The 13,226-nt window shown below is 67.7% G+C and carries 13 protein-coding genes; 9 read left to right on the forward strand and 4 right to left on the reverse strand.

Annotated features, from left to right (window positions below):
- Window positions 1–26: 26 nt before the first annotated feature.
- The 3 genes from BLQ28_RS17570 to BLQ28_RS17580 all read left to right on the forward strand — a co-directional run bounded on the left by BLQ28_RS17570 (window position 27) and on the right by BLQ28_RS17580 (window position 2,384).
- Complete coding sequence (locus tag BLQ28_RS17570) at window positions 27–782, forward strand: ABC transporter ATP-binding protein (protein ID WP_093242045.1); 756 nt, start codon at window positions 27–29, stop codon at window positions 780–782.
- A gap of 1 nt (window position 783) precedes the next feature.
- A complete protein-coding gene (locus tag BLQ28_RS17575) occupies window positions 784–1,485 on the forward strand; it encodes an ABC transporter ATP-binding protein (protein ID WP_093242048.1) in 702 nt (233 codons plus the stop codon).
- Window positions 1,486–1,592: 107 nt separating this feature from the next.
- On the forward strand, window positions 1,593–2,384 hold the full coding sequence (locus BLQ28_RS17580; RefSeq protein WP_093242051.1) for a hypothetical protein: 792 nt from the start codon (window positions 1,593–1,595) through the stop codon (window positions 2,382–2,384).
- A 66-nt stretch (window positions 2,385–2,450) separates the two neighbouring features.
- On the opposite strand, the gene BLQ28_RS17585 is transcribed toward BLQ28_RS17580, so the two are convergent.
- The 3 genes from BLQ28_RS17585 to BLQ28_RS17595 are packed head-to-tail and all read right to left on the reverse strand — an operon-like array spanning window position 2,451 to window position 4,514.
- Complete coding sequence (locus BLQ28_RS17585; protein ID WP_093242053.1) at window positions 2,451–3,344, reverse strand: alpha/beta hydrolase fold domain-containing protein; 894 nt, start codon at window positions 3,342–3,344, stop codon at window positions 2,451–2,453.
- A gap of 31 nt (window positions 3,345–3,375) precedes the next feature.
- Entirely contained in the window at window positions 3,376–4,083 is a 708-nt protein-coding gene (locus BLQ28_RS17590; RefSeq protein WP_093242056.1) for a Crp/Fnr family transcriptional regulator, read from the reverse strand.
- Between the two features lie 47 nt (window positions 4,084–4,130).
- Window positions 4,131–4,514: a DUF1090 domain-containing protein gene (locus BLQ28_RS17595; protein WP_093242058.1), complete on the reverse strand. Its 384-nt coding sequence runs from the start codon at window positions 4,512–4,514 to the stop codon at window positions 4,131–4,133.
- 154 nt (window positions 4,515–4,668) lie between these two features.
- On the opposite strand from BLQ28_RS17595, the gene BLQ28_RS17600 reads away from it, so the two are divergent.
- From BLQ28_RS17600 to BLQ28_RS17615, 4 genes are all read left to right on the forward strand, one after another.
- On the forward strand, window positions 4,669–5,589 hold the full coding sequence (locus tag BLQ28_RS17600) for a beta-keto acid cleavage family enzyme (RefSeq protein WP_093242061.1): 921 nt from the start codon (window positions 4,669–4,671) through the stop codon (window positions 5,587–5,589).
- Between the two features lie 35 nt (window positions 5,590–5,624).
- Entirely contained in the window at window positions 5,625–6,833 is a 1,209-nt protein-coding gene (locus BLQ28_RS17605; RefSeq protein WP_093242063.1) for an ABC transporter substrate-binding protein, read from the forward strand.
- Complete coding sequence (locus BLQ28_RS17610; RefSeq protein WP_093242067.1) at window positions 6,830–7,795, forward strand: 3-hydroxyacyl-CoA dehydrogenase NAD-binding domain-containing protein; 966 nt, start codon at window positions 6,830–6,832, stop codon at window positions 7,793–7,795. The genes BLQ28_RS17605 and BLQ28_RS17610 overlap by 4 nt, the downstream gene beginning before the upstream one ends.
- Before the next feature lie 330 nt (window positions 7,796–8,125).
- Window positions 8,126–9,934, forward strand: a complete 1,809-nt coding sequence (locus BLQ28_RS17615) for a feruloyl-CoA synthase (protein WP_093242070.1) — start codon at window positions 8,126–8,128, stop codon at window positions 9,932–9,934.
- 18 nt (window positions 9,935–9,952) lie between these two features.
- Here the strand turns inward: BLQ28_RS17615 and BLQ28_RS17620 are convergent, their stop codons facing one another.
- Window positions 9,953–10,765, reverse strand: a complete 813-nt coding sequence (locus BLQ28_RS17620; protein ID WP_093242072.1) for a PaaX family transcriptional regulator — start codon at window positions 10,763–10,765, stop codon at window positions 9,953–9,955.
- Window positions 10,766–10,843: 78 nt separating this feature from the next.
- On the opposite strand from BLQ28_RS17620, the gene BLQ28_RS17625 reads away from it, so the two are divergent.
- Both BLQ28_RS17625 and BLQ28_RS17630 read left to right on the forward strand, forming a co-directional pair.
- Window positions 10,844–11,626, forward strand: a complete 783-nt coding sequence (locus BLQ28_RS17625) for a crotonase/enoyl-CoA hydratase family protein (RefSeq protein ID WP_093242075.1) — start codon at window positions 10,844–10,846, stop codon at window positions 11,624–11,626.
- Window positions 11,627–11,669: 43 nt separating this feature from the next.
- Window positions 11,670–13,226 carry a class I adenylate-forming enzyme family protein gene (locus tag BLQ28_RS17630; RefSeq protein WP_256327346.1) on the forward strand — a complete coding sequence of 519 codons (1,557 nt, stop codon included), beginning with the start codon at window positions 11,670–11,672 and terminating at the stop codon, window positions 13,224–13,226.

Raw genomic sequence — 13,226 nt, forward strand, 5'->3', positions numbered from 1 at the left:
CCCCCAAAGGGAGAAGGAGCAAAACCATGAGCACCTCCGCACTGCTTTCCGTTGAAAACCTCACCCGCCGCTTCGGCGGCCTCACCGCCGTCAACGCCGTCACGCTCGACCTGCACGTCGGCGAAGTCCACGCGGTGATCGGCACCAACGGCGCCGGCAAGTCCACGCTCATCAACATGCTCTCGGGCGAGATCGAAGCCTCCGAAGGCCGCATCGCGCTCGATGGCGTCGACATCACCGGCCGCGCGCAATCGCGCCGTGCCCGCGACGGCGTGGGCCGCAGCTACCAGCGCACCACCATCTTTCCGGAGTTCAGCGTGCACGAGAACTGTCGCCTCGCCGCGCAGGCCGCCACCGCAAAGCCATGGGCGATCTGGCAGTCGTCGCAACGCTGCGCCACCAGCAATGCATCGGCCGATGCGGCACTCGAAGCCGCAGGCCTGTCGAACGAGGCGCTGCGCATCGCCGGCACGCTCAGCCACGGCGCGCAACGCCAGCTCGAAGTGGCGATGTGCCTGGCCACCCACCCGCGCGTGCTGCTGCTCGACGAGCCGCTCGCCGGCATGGGCGCCGAAGAAACCGACCGCATGCTCACGCTGCTCGTGCGGCTGAAGGCCACGCACGCCATCCTGCTGGTGGAGCACGACATGGACGCGGTGTTCCGCATTGCCGACCGCATCACCGTGATGGTGAACGGCACCGTCATCGCCACCGGCGACCCGGCCTCGATCCGCGAGAACCCCGAAGTGCGCACCGCCTACCTGGGCGAGGAAAAACACTGACATGCTGCTCGTTCGCGACCTCAACACCTACTACGGCAACAGCCACATCCTGCGCGGCGTGCACGCCGGCATTCCGGCGGCCACCTCGGTCGGCCTGCTCGGACGCAACGGCATGGGCAAGACCACGCTGATCCGCACGGTGATGGGCTATGTGCGCCCCGCTTCGGGCGAAGTGCAGGTCGACGGCCGCACCGTCACCGGCCTGCCGCCCGAGAAGATGGCGCGTCTGGGCATCGGCTACGTGCCCGAAGGGCGCGGCATCTTCCCGAACCTGTCGGTGCGCGAGAACCTCGTGATGAGCGAGCGCGCAGGCATCGACGGCAGGCGCGAGTGGACCTTCGACCGCGTGATGGCGACCTTTCCGCGGCTGGCCGAGCGGCTCTCGCATGGTGGGCAACAACTGTCGGGCGGCGAGCAGCAAATGCTGTCCATCGGCCGTGCGCTGATGACCAACCCGCGTCTGCTGATCCTCGATGAAGCCACCGAAGGCTTGGCGCCGCTGATCGTGGCCGAGATATGGCGCGTGATCAGCGAGATCCGCAGCACCGGCATCGCGACGCTGATCGTGGACCGCGACTACCGCAAGGTGCTGGCGCATACCGACCTGGCGGTGGTGATGGAGAAAGGGCAGATCGTGCGGCATGGGGCGTCGGCGGAGTTGTTGGCGGAGCCGGAGGTGCTGGAAGAGCTGTTGGGGGTTTAAGGTTTCGCGTTGTATTTGTCACGTTGACTGAGCGCGCCATGCGGGCGACTCTGGTCACGCGGGATCGGGCTGCGTAGAGTCGCTCAACCCAATAAGGAGGGAAGTGAATGCTCAAGATCATCAAACAGGTCAGCCTCATTCGAGCGACCAACCCGGCTCATGGAAACATCCAGACCTTCCTGGAGCAATTGGTGGTGGAAGTGGTGGCAAGCAACTACCGCTACTTTCTCAACGAACACCTGATCAATTCGGTTTCCGATGACAGACAGCCTGAAGCCCGTTGCTGGCCTCCGTTGCTCGCGAACGAGCGCCAGGTTTCCGGGCTCTTCGCCAACGCGCTGTCTTCCGTCTGTCCGGTGTCGCGCCCGGAGTTCGCGATTCTTCGCCCCGGCGTAGCGGGCAAGCGTGGAAAGGTCGGCGCGGACCGCAACGGACGCGTCGACTTCTTTGCGACCTACGGCAAGCGGAGCCTCGCGTTGGAGTTGAAGCAGATCTCGATTTCCCCCTTGGGCGACGCCGCCGTCAGGCGCGGACTCACTGCACGCTGGAAGAGTGTGGAACGGCAATCGGCGGAGGTGCTGACGCATCTATGTGCCTACCGGGACTACTATCCGCATCCGACGTCGGTCGGGCTTATGGTGATCCGTGTAAGCAGAAAAGTTTCTTCGAAAAGAAAGCCCGAGACCGCGCGCTCCGAAGCCGCCGAGCAAATGCCCTCTGTCCTGCAGCGTGTCCGGCAAAGCATCAAGCCGGACTTTCTTGCGCACTACGTGCCGCCCCTCGAAATGCAGACCTGCTTGGAGGGAGGCGAGAACGAAAACGAGTACCGGGTCTTTCCCGGCATCATCTTTGCCGCTGTAGTTCACGGCCAGCAACCTGCCAAGAAGAAAAAGCGCTAATGCGCCAAGATCATTTGGCATCGGCCCGGCCGTGATGGACAGGGCGCGCGCACCAACCCGAGCAGGTCACCGCACTTGCACGATCCCGGCAATGACGGCGCGCGCCGCCAGCGCCTGCTTCACCGGCAGCAACGGCCAGACGTGGACCATGCCCGTGGCCTCGTGCATCTCGACATGCACGCTCTGCGCCGCGGCACGGTCGCGCAGTGCCCGACAGTCCGCCAGCAACAGGTCGCGCGTACCGATGAAGACCGTGAGCCGGCCCAGCCCCTGCAGCGCACCATGCAACGGACTCAGGTGCGGCAGGGCCGGATCCTCGTCGCCGGCCCACCAGCGCCCCGCTTGCGCCAACCCTGGGCGGGCCAGCCATGGGTCGTCGGCTTCGAGCGGGGGAATGGCCGGGTTCGACACGGTGAGATCGAGCCATGGCGAGATGAGCACGATGTCGCGCGGCTGCGGCAGGCCCAGCTCGGCAAAGCTCTGCGCCAGTGCGAGCGCGAGGCCACCGCCCGCCGAATCGCCCATCAGCACCAGTTGCCGAGCGTCGTGCGCGGCGGCCAGCGCGCGGTAGACCTCGTTCACCATCGCATAGGCCCGCAGGTAGGTGTGCTCGGGCGCGAGCGGAAAGATCGGCACGTGCGCCGTGCAGCCGGTGGTCTCGACCAGCTCCGCCATCAGGCGCCAGTGAAAGGGCGATATTTCGGCCACGTGCGCGCCGCCGTGCAGGTACAGGAGTTGCACCGCTCCCGCACCGGACAGCGGCGCCAGGGTGTAGCAATCATGGCCATCCACCTGCCGCTTGCCGATCGCACAGCGCTTGCGCACCGAGGCGGGCGGTTCGGCGCTCGCGGCCTTGCGGTCGTGGGCCACGGCCGCGCGCAGGCCTTCGACGCTTTCGAAACGCCGACGACGGCCCAGGAGCTTCAGCAATGCGAGGAACAAGGGCCAGGGCAATGTCATGAAGGTGCCGCCGTGTCGTTGGGTTGTTTCGTCACTCGATGAACCGCCGCAGCCCTTCAAGATCGATCACGGTGATGCCCCCGTATTCGATGCGCAGAAAGCCCGCTTCCTTCAACCGGTTCAGCGCCGCATTGCACCGCTGCCGCGACACGCCCGAGAGGTTCGCGATCTCTTCCTGCGAGGTCTGCAGGTGCGGCTCGCTGCCGGGATGCAGCCACGGATGGAACAGGCCTGCCAGCGCGCGCGCCACCTGGCTGTCGGCATCGAGCAGCCGGTGCGCCGCGTAGCTGCCCATGAACCAGTGCAGCCGCTCGTTGATCTGCTGCAGCAGGAAGTGGTCGAACCCGCGCTGCGTGCGGTGCAGCCACTCGAAGGTTTCCAGCGGCAGCTGGGCAACGCGGCTCGGCCGCAGCGCGATGATGTCGGCCGAGCGCGGCAGCGCGCGCAGCAGCGTGCCTTCGCCAAACCAGCTGCCCACCGACAGGCCGCCCAGCGTCACCGAGCGCCCGTCGCTGGAGGTGATCGACCACTTGAGCAAGCCCTCCAGCGTGCCGTACCAGTGCGCGGGCGTGTCGCCGCGCCGGCACAGCGCGGCGCCGGCGGCTACCTCGACCTCGCGCATCTCGTCGAGCACGCGCTCGCCCGCGCTCACGTCGAGCAACGGGAACCAGGCCGATCCCCGCAGCAGTTGCGGGATCGTGAGGGGGGCCGCCTGAACGACGGGCTTGGCCGCTGGCATCTTCTTGCTTGCGTGTGTGCTTGCTTGTTTATCTATTTGCTCGTCGACTACTGCACGCCCTTGAGCTGCTGCAGCGCCGACTGGGCCGCGCGCAGTTTTTCTTCGCGGTCGGCGATCTTGTCGGCGCGCCCCTTGCGCTGGGCTTCGCGCAGGTCGCGCTCGCGTTCCACCACCTTGCGCTCCTGGTTGCGGATGCGCCGTTGGTGTTCCGCCGCCAGCTTTGCGTCGCTGCAATTGCGGCGCACCTCGGCCAGCGCGGTTTCGAGGCCGCGCACGCGGTATTCCTGGCCCTGCGCCTTGGCCGCCTCGATGTCGCGGCCGATGGCCTCGCGCTTGGCTTCGCAGGTGGTGGCGGCGCTCGCCGGTTGCGCGAGCGTCCAGGTCGAGGTCAGCGCGGCCGCGACGGCCAACAAAAGGGGCATTGGTTTCATCGGTTTTCCTTCGGATGCGCGACGGCGCACCGCCGACTTTAGCGGCTGGCGCAGCGTAAACCCTGCCCCCAAATGTCGTCGCGATGACTGAGTGCGAACGCCCTTCAAAAAAATAATGGCACGCCCCTACGAAAGACACCAGGAGTCCCCGAGCATGTCGAAGCGCAAAGTGATCGTGACCATCGCCCCCACCGGCGGCATGGCGCACAAGTCGCAGAACCCCCACCTGCCCACGCAGCCCGCCGAAATCGCCGCCGACGTGCTGCGCTGCTGGAACGCCGGCGCCAGCGTGGCGGCGATCCACGCACGCCGCCCCGACGACGGCGCCACCTGCAACGCCGACGTGTACCGCGACATCAACAGCCGCATCCGCGCAGGTGGCAGCGACATCGTCATCAACAACTCCACCGGCGGCGGCGTGCACGGCGACATGGTCAAGCCGCTGGCGGGCGATCGCTGGGAGATCGCGTGGGAAGAGCGCATCAAGGGCATGGACGCCGGCGCCGAGATGTGCACGCTGGACGCGACCACGCTCAACCTGAGCTTCGAAGGCAAGCAGATCCTGATGGACACGCCTCTCACGCGCGGGCGCGAGCTGGCCGCCGGCATGAAGGCGCGCGGCATCAAGCCCGAGTGGGAGGTGTTCAGCCCCACCCACATCCTGCAGGACACCACCACGCTGATCGAAGAAGGGCATGACGACGAGCCCTACTTCATCAACCTCGTGATGAACGTGCACCGCAACTTCCAGAACGCGATGCCCTACTCGCCGCGCAACCTGCAGATGATGGTCGACACGCTGCCCAAGGGGGCCATCTTCGGCGTGAGCGGCATCGGCATGTCGCAGCTCGAAGCCAACGTGGCCGCGTTGCTGCTGGGCGGCCATGCGCGCGTGGGGCTGGAAGACAACCTGTACTTTCGCCACGGCGAGCTGGCCACCAACGTGCAGCTCACCGAGCGCATCGTGCGCGTGATCCGCGAGCTGGACATGGAAGTGGCCACGCCCGCCGAGGCGCGGCAGATGATGGGCCTGCCGCGCGCGGGCTTGCCGCACCCTGAGTTCGCGCTGGGCTGACAGCCGACAAGAACAACGAACGGAGACAAGAGCACATGAACATTTCCCGCACCGCACTGGCCATGGCGCTGGGTGCCGCCTTCACCGCGAGCGCCTCGGCCCAGGTGTCGGACGACGTGATCCGCATCGGCTTGATCAGCGACATGTCGGGCCTGTACCGCGACTACGACGGCCCGGCCGGCGCCGAGGCCATCCGCATGGCCATCGCCGACATGGGCGGTGCCATCGACGGCAAGAAGATCGAGCTGGTCACGGCCGACCACCAGAACAAGCCCGACATCGCGGCCGCCAAGGCGCGCGAATGGTTCGACGTGCAAAAGGTCGACATGCTGATCGGTGGCGTCAACTCGGGCGCGGCCATTGCCATGGCAGGCGTGGCGGCCGACAAGAAGAAGCCGTACTTCGTGGTGGGCTCGGGCGCATCGAGCCTGACCAACGAATACTGCTCGCCCTACACCGTGCACTACGCCTACGACACGGTGGCGATGGCGCGCGGCACCGCGAGCGCGGTGGTCAAGGCCGGTGGCAAGAGCTGGTACTTCGTGGCGGCCGACTACGCCTTCGGCGCCGCGCTGCAGAGCGATGCGGTCAAGGTCATCCAGGCCAACGGCGGCACGGTGGCGGGCTCGATCAAGCATCCGCTGGGCGCGAGCGATTTCTCGTCGTTCATGCTGCAGGCGCAGAACTCGAAGGCGCAGGTGCTGGCGCTCGCGAATGCAGGCGGCGACACGGTGAACGCCATCAAGTCGGCGGCCGAGTTCGGCATCAGCAAGAACATGAAGCTCGCGGGCATGATCATCACGATCAACGACGTGCACGCGCTGGGCCTGAAGGCCTCGCAGGGCATGTACCTCACCGACAGCTGGTACTGGAACCAGAGCCCCGAATCGCGCACCTGGGCGCGCCGCTTCTTCGACAAGCACAAGCGCATGCCCTCGTCCTTCCACGCCGGCGACTACTCGGCCGCGCTGCAGTACCTGCAGGCGGTCAAGGGCGCGGGCAGCGACGATGCCGACAAGGTGATGGCGCAGCTGCGCAAGACGAAGTTCAACGACATGTTCGTCAAGGGCGGCTGGCTGCGCGACGACGGGCTGATGGTGCACGACATGCACCTGATGCAGGTGAAGACGCCGGCCGAATCGAAGGAACCGTGGGACTACTACAAGGTCGTCGAGCCGATCCCCGGCGAGGCCGCGTGGACCACCCGGGCCGAAAGCCGCTGCACACGATGGAAGTCGTCATGAACCCCACCTCCACGCCCATCATCACCACCGAAGTGAAGCGCGTCGCCGTCGTCGGCACCGGCGTGATCGGCGCGAGCTGGGCTGCGTACTTCCTGGCGCATGGGCTCGACGTGAATGCGACCGACCCGTCGCCGGGCGCGGAAGATCGCCTGCGCGAAGCGGTGGCGCAGCATTGGCCGACGCTGGAGCGTTTCGGCCTGGCCGACGGTGCATCGGTCGATCGCCTGCGCTTTCACGACAGCCTGGAAGATGCCGTGTCTGTCGCCGACTTCGTGCAAGAGAACGGCCCCGAGCGCATGGATTTCAAGATCGACCTGTTCCGCCGCATGGATGCGGCCGCGCCACCCGACACCATCCTCGCATCGAGCTCGTCGGGGCTGGCGATCAGCGGCGTGCAGTCGGGCTGCGCGCATCCGCAGCGCGTGGTGCTGGGGCATCCGTTCAATCCGCCGCACCTGATTCCGCTGGTGGAAGTGATCGGCGGAGAGAAGACTTCCACCGAAGCCATCGAACGCACGATGGCGTTCTATGCGGCCATCGGCAAGCGGCCGATCCACGTGAAGCGCGAGGTCAAGGGCCACATCGCGAACCGGCTGCAGGCCGCGTTGTGGCGCGAGGCTTTTCACCTCGTCAACGAGGGCGTGGCAAGCGTGGCCGACATTGACACGGCCATCGCGCACGGTCCGGGTTTGCGATGGGCGGTGATGGGGCCGTTCATGAACCTGCATCTCTCGGGCGGTGCGGGTGGCATCGCGCATGTGCTTGCGCATCTGGGCGGCCCGATCGAGGACTGGTGGAAAGACCTTGGCGCGCCTTCGATGACGGACGAACTCAAGCAGAAGGTGGCACAAGGCGTGGCTGAGGAATTGGGGCAACGCAAGACGGCAGACCTCGAAGCCGCACGCGACACCCTGCTGTTAGACCTGATTCGCGCCAAGGCTGACACGGGCAAGCTTGACTAGATGCAAGCTGGCTCTTCGATTCGTTGCGCTGTCCGTTCAGGGTGTGCTCACGCCGATGGTGTGCTCTGCTCCGCGAATGTCCCCCGGGGCTGCGCCCCTCCTCCTTTATTTCGCTGCGCAGAACACACCATCGACGTGATCGATGGACGTGGCCGTTGATCGGCCCGCACAACCGCAGCGCTCATGTGCGAATGGCATCGGGTGCTCCCCGCAGCGAAATAAAGGAGGAGCGAAGCGGGGGACATTCGCGGAGGGGAGTACCCGGTGTCATTCGCACGCACCCCGAACAAAAGCGTCGCAGGAACAGCAACGCCCCCATGGAACATTGAAATGACCGACTTCCTCCTCGATGAAAACCTGATCGCCCCACCCCGCACGGTGCGCATCGATTTCGACGACGGCTCCTTCGCGCTGCGCTCGCCGATGGCGCTCAAGCCTTATGCACGTTGCATCGGCGAATGGCTGGAACGCTGGGCACGCGAAACCCCCGATGCGCTGGCCTTCGCGGAACGCGACGACAACGGTGAAGGCTGGCGCAAGCTCGACTACCGCGCCCTGCGCCAGGCCGTCGGCGCGGTCGCGCAAGGCCTGCTCGACCTGAATCTGCCAACGGGCAAGCCGGTCGTGATCCTCTCGGACAACGCCATCGACCACGCGGTGCTGATGCTGGCAACGATGCACATCGGCCGCACCGCCTGCTCGCTGTCGAGCGCGTACTCGCGCATGGCCAAGGACCCGTCGCGGCTGCACGGCATGCTGAAGGCGCTCGGGCCTTCGCTGGTCTACGCATCGGACGCGAAGGTCTACGGCGGTGCACTCGCCGGTTGTGGTGTCGAGGCGGTCACGGTGTTCAGCCGCAATGCACAAACGCACCCCGGTGCGATGGCCTTCGAGCAGCTTCTCGCCACGCACGAAACGCCAGCGGTGATGGAAGCCTTCGCCGCCGTCCTGCCCGACACCCACGCCAAGTACCTGCTGACCTCCGGCTCCACCGGCAAGCCCAAGGTCGTCATCAACACGCACCGCATGCTGTGCGCCAACCAGCAGATGATGGCGCAGACCTGGCGCTTCCTGTCGCACGAAAAGCCGGTGCTGGTCGACTGGCTGCCCTGGAGCCACACCTTCGGCGCCAACCACAACCTGCACATGGTGCTGTGCCACGGCGGTGCGCTCTACATCGACGAAGGACGGCCCGCGCCGGGCCTCATCGAGAAGACGGTGCGCAACCTGCGCGAGGTGAAGCCCACGCTGCTGTTCAACGTGCCGCGCGGCTTCGACATGCTGCTGCCTTTTCTCGAAGCCGACGACGCGCTGGCCACCGAGGTGTTCGCGCGGCTGCGGCTGGCCTTCTACGCGGCGGCGGCGCTCGCGCCTTCCACGTGGCAACGGCTCGAAGCGGTGGCGCAGCGCGTGCGGCCCAGGCGGCCGCTGTGGCTCACCACCTCGTGGGGTGCGACCGAGACCTCGCCCGCCATCACCTCCGCGCACTGGAAGCTCGACGGTGCCGGCTGCATCGGTGCGCCGCTGCCGGGGCTCGAACTCAAGTTCGTGCCCAACGGCGAGAAGCTGGAGATGCGCGTGAAGGGCGTCTCGGTGTTCCCCGGCTACCGCGATGCACCACGTGAAACCGCCGAGGCTTTCGACGAGGAAGGCTACTACCGCATCGGCGATGCCGGCTTTCTGGCGAATCCGGCGCAGCCTGCACATGGCGTGATCTTCAACGGCCGCGTGGCGGAAGACTTCAAGCTCTCGACCGGCACCTGGGTGTCGGTGGGTACGCTGCGCGTGAAGCTGGTGTCATTGCTCGCGCCGCATGTGCAAGACGTCGTGCTGACCGGCCACGACCGCGACGAGATCGGCATACTGGTGTTCGCCAGCCCGCAAGGCGCCGCGCTGTCGCCCGAGGCGATGGGCACGCGCATCGCCGAGGTGCTGCGCGCGCTGCAGGACGAAGGCGCGGGCTCGTCGCAATGCCCGGCCTGCGCGCTGGTGCTGGCCGAGCCGCCGAGCCTGGACGCGGGCGAGATCACCGACAAGGGCTACATCAACCAGCGCGCGGTGCTGACCCGGCGCGCGGCCGAGGTGACGCGGCTGCATGCGCGCACGCCCGGCGATGCGCAGGTGGTGCGATTGCGCTGAAGCCGGTTGCCGCGCGCTTCAGGCGGAGGGCTGTGCCAGCCACTGGCGCCACAGCTGCAGCGCCTTGGCCTGGTAGCGCCGCGTCGCCACCAGCAGCGCGGCCCGCGGCTCGGGGGACATGAGTTCGGCCGGCAGCAGCGGATCGCGGATCAGGTGCGCGATGACGGCGCGCCCCAGCAACAGCGATTCGCGCACCGCCACTTCGAGCGGCTGGGTGCGCAGGCGCTTCTCGCTGCGTTCGAGCCCCGTCTGCAGGCGCCGGTAGTTGGTGGCCAGCGTGCGCACGTCCCACAGCTTGCGCGAGGCGGCCTGCGCCGCGTCGTCGAGATCGGCCAGCCGGAACACCAGCGCCTGCGACGACAGGCCCAGCGCCTGCAGATGCACGCGTTCGGCCGCGAGCCCGCCCGCAAGGTTGTCGGGCCGGATGTGCAGGCGCTCGCGCAGCGGGGCAAAGCCGCGCAAGGTGAGCGCCAGGCTGTGGTGGCGCCAGGCCGTCTTTTCGGTGCGCGGCACGCTGGCGTCGTGCACCGCGAGCCAGTCGCCCTGCCATGCGATGGCCTGCGCCTGCTTGTGCTGCCAGTCGTCGACCGCGCGCGACAAGGCCGGCCCCGCGCGGTTGAGGCTGTAGCTGCCGCGCTCGCCGCGCCCGATCTTGCCGTCGCTCGCCAGGCGCGTCAGTCCCACGCGCAGCGTCGTCTCGCCGATGCCCATGAGCGCCCCGGCCCGGCACAGGGCCTGCGAAGTCAGCGTGTCGCCGTGGGCCACCAGCAGGTCGAGAATCAGGTCGGACGCGCTCGGAACATCGACCGGAACATTACATATCTTGTCCATGTTTGCGTAATTTTGAAATATTTCCTACGATGGCCACGAACGATTGAGCATGTAATTTTGCCCCGAAAGGAAACCCTCATGGTCTCCCCTTATGTGAACTACGACGTGAACGGCACGGTCTGCACCATCACGCTGAACCGCCCCGACAAGCGCAATGCGGTCGACGGCACCGTGGCCGCCGGGCTGCGCGAGGCCTTCGAGCGCTTCGAGGCCGATGACGCCTTGCGCGTGGCGGTGCTGACCGGCGCGGGCGGCAACTTCTGCGCGGGCGCCGACCTCACCGCCGTGGGCGACCCCGCACGCCGCAACGAGCTCGATCCCGATGGCGGCGGCAGCGGGCCGATGGGGCCGACGCGCATGGCGCTGTCGAAGCCGCTGATCGCGGCGCTGAACGGCTATGCGGTGGCGGGCGGGCTCGAGCTTGCGCTGCTCGCCGACCTGCGCGTGGCCGACGACGACGCCGTGCTCGGCGTGTTCTGCCGCCGCTGGGGCGTGCCGCTGATCGACGGCGGCACGGTGCGCCTGCCGCGCATCGTGGGCATGGGCCGCGCGCTCGACATGATCCTCACGGGCCGCCCGGTCGGTGCCGCCGAGGCGCTGGCGATGGGCCTGGTCAACCGCGTCACGCCGCCGGGTGGCGCGCTCGCGGCCGCGCAGGAACTGGCGCGCCAGATCGCCGCCTTCCCGCAGCAATGCATGCTGACCGACCGCGACTCCGCCTACGGCCAGTGGGACCTGTCGCTGGCCGAGGCCCTGCGGCGCGAAGGCGCGCAGGGCGTGCCGATCGTCTTTGCCGAAGGCCAGGCCGGTGCCGCGCGCTTCGCCGGCGGCGCCGGGCGCCATGGCGAGTTCAAGCGCTGAGCCGCACCGCCCTCCCCCTCCAAGAAACGACAGGAGACTCCACTTGCATTCCACGCCGTCCGCCACCCCACCCGCCCGTGGCCCGACCTACCTCGACCTGATCCGGCGCGGTGCGCTGCAGCACGGCCCGCGCACGGCCATCGTGTTCGGCGACAAGACGCTGAGCTTCACCGAGGTCGATCGCCTCAGCAGCCAGCTCGCGCATGCACTGCACGCGGCCGGTGCGGCGCCGCACACGCGCGTGGCGCTGCTGCTGAACAACGGCCTGCACAGCGTGCCGCTGGACTTCGCCTGCGTGAAGGCCGGCATCAACCGCGTGCCGCTCAATTCACGGCTGTCGCTGGCAGAGCACGCGCGCATGCTCGCGGAAACAGGCAGCACGCACCTGGTGTTCGGCCCCGACCTCGCCGAGCGCGCGGCCGCCCTGCGCGAGGCCGTGCCCACGCTGGTGTGCATGGGCATGGGCACGGCCCTGCCCGGCGCCACCGACCTGCTCGCGCAGGCTGCGTCGTGCCCTGCTGAAGCGCCCGCCTTCACGCCTTCGCACGACGACGTGGTGCTCACGCTCTTCACCTCGGGCACCACCGGCACGCTGAAAGCGGCGCAGCACACGCAGGCTTCTTACGCCGCGATCTGCCGCAACGTGCTGCTGAACCTGTTGCCGGCCACGCCCGGCGACGCGATGCTGCACGCGGCCTCGCTGATTCACGCCAGCGGCGTGTTCGTGCTGCCCTTCTGGCTGCGCGGCGGGCGCACGGTCATCCTGCCGGGCTTCGAGCCGGGCCTGTTCCTGCGCACGCTGCAGGCCGAGCGCATCACCGCCATCAACCTCGTGCCGACGATGCTGCAGATGCTGTTCGAGCACGCCGACATCGCCACCACCGACGTCGAGGCCCTGCGCTACGTGATCTACGGCGCCTCGCCGATGCCGCGCACGGTAATCCAGCGCGCCATGGCGGCGTGGGGCCGGCACCGCTTCTGGCAGTACTACGGCCAGACCGAAGCGCCGCTGTGCCTGGCGGTGCTGCGGCCCGAAGACCACACCGACGAACTGCTCGACGCCTGCGGCCAGCCGGCGCTCGACATCGAGATGCGGCTGATCGACGAAGCGGGCAACGACGTGCCACCGGGCACACCCGGCGAGATCGCGGTGCGCGCGCCCTCCGCCGTGGCCGGCTACTACAACGCGGCCGCGCTCAATGCCGAGACCTTCGTCGAAGGCGGCTGGGTGCGCACGCGCGATGTGGGCGTGTTCGACGAACGCGGCTTCCTGCACCTGAAGGACCGCACCTCGGACATGATCATCAGCGGTGGCTACAACGTCTATCCGCGCGAGGTCGAGAACGCCCTGATGACGCACCCCGCCGTGCGCGAATGCGCGGTGATCGGCCTGCCGCACGAGAAGTGGGTCGAGATCGTCACCGCCGTGGTGGTGCTGCGCGCGGGGCAACAGGCGAGCGAAGCCGAGCTGATCGCGCATGTGGCCGACCAGCTCGCCTCGTACAAGAAGCCGCAGCGCGTGCTGTTCGCCGACGAGATTCCGAAGACGGCCGTGGGCAAGCTCAATCGCAAGCAGTTGCGCGAGCGCTTCCGGGGTTGA

This window comes from Variovorax sp. EL159, from assembly GCF_900100965.1.
In the GTDB taxonomy this organism is placed as follows: Bacteria; Pseudomonadota; Gammaproteobacteria; order Burkholderiales; family Burkholderiaceae_C; genus Variovorax.

What these genes read in the sequence shown, in the direction of transcription:
- BLQ28_RS17590 (WP_093242056.1), bottom strand. Translation starts at nt 4,083, where the DNA reads ATGCCAGCGGCCAAGCCCGTCGTTCAGGCGGCCCCCCTCACGATCCCG.
- BLQ28_RS17570 (WP_093242045.1), top strand. Translation starts at nt 27, where the DNA reads ATGAGCACCTCCGCACTGCTTTCCGTTGAAAACCTCACCCGCCGCTTC.
- BLQ28_RS17615 (WP_093242070.1), top strand. Translation starts at nt 8,126, where the DNA reads ATGACCGACTTCCTCCTCGATGAAAACCTGATCGCCCCACCCCGCACG.
- BLQ28_RS17585 (WP_093242053.1), bottom strand. Translation starts at nt 3,344, where the DNA reads ATGACATTGCCCTGGCCCTTGTTCCTCGCATTGCTGAAGCTCCTGGGC.
- BLQ28_RS17625 (WP_093242075.1), top strand. Translation starts at nt 10,844, where the DNA reads ATGGTCTCCCCTTATGTGAACTACGACGTGAACGGCACGGTCTGCACC.
- BLQ28_RS17620 (WP_093242072.1), bottom strand. Translation starts at nt 10,765, where the DNA reads ATGGACAAGATATGTAATGTTCCGGTCGATGTTCCGAGCGCGTCCGAC.
- BLQ28_RS17610 (WP_093242067.1), top strand. Translation starts at nt 6,830, where the DNA reads ATGAACCCCACCTCCACGCCCATCATCACCACCGAAGTGAAGCGCGTC.
- BLQ28_RS17595 (WP_093242058.1), bottom strand. Translation starts at nt 4,514, where the DNA reads ATGAAACCAATGCCCCTTTTGTTGGCCGTCGCGGCCGCGCTGACCTCG.
- BLQ28_RS17575 (WP_093242048.1), top strand. Translation starts at nt 784, where the DNA reads ATGCTGCTCGTTCGCGACCTCAACACCTACTACGGCAACAGCCACATC.
- BLQ28_RS17580 (WP_093242051.1), top strand. Translation starts at nt 1,593, where the DNA reads ATGCTCAAGATCATCAAACAGGTCAGCCTCATTCGAGCGACCAACCCG.
- BLQ28_RS17605 (WP_093242063.1), top strand. Translation starts at nt 5,625, where the DNA reads ATGAACATTTCCCGCACCGCACTGGCCATGGCGCTGGGTGCCGCCTTC.
- BLQ28_RS17600 (WP_093242061.1), top strand. Translation starts at nt 4,669, where the DNA reads ATGTCGAAGCGCAAAGTGATCGTGACCATCGCCCCCACCGGCGGCATG.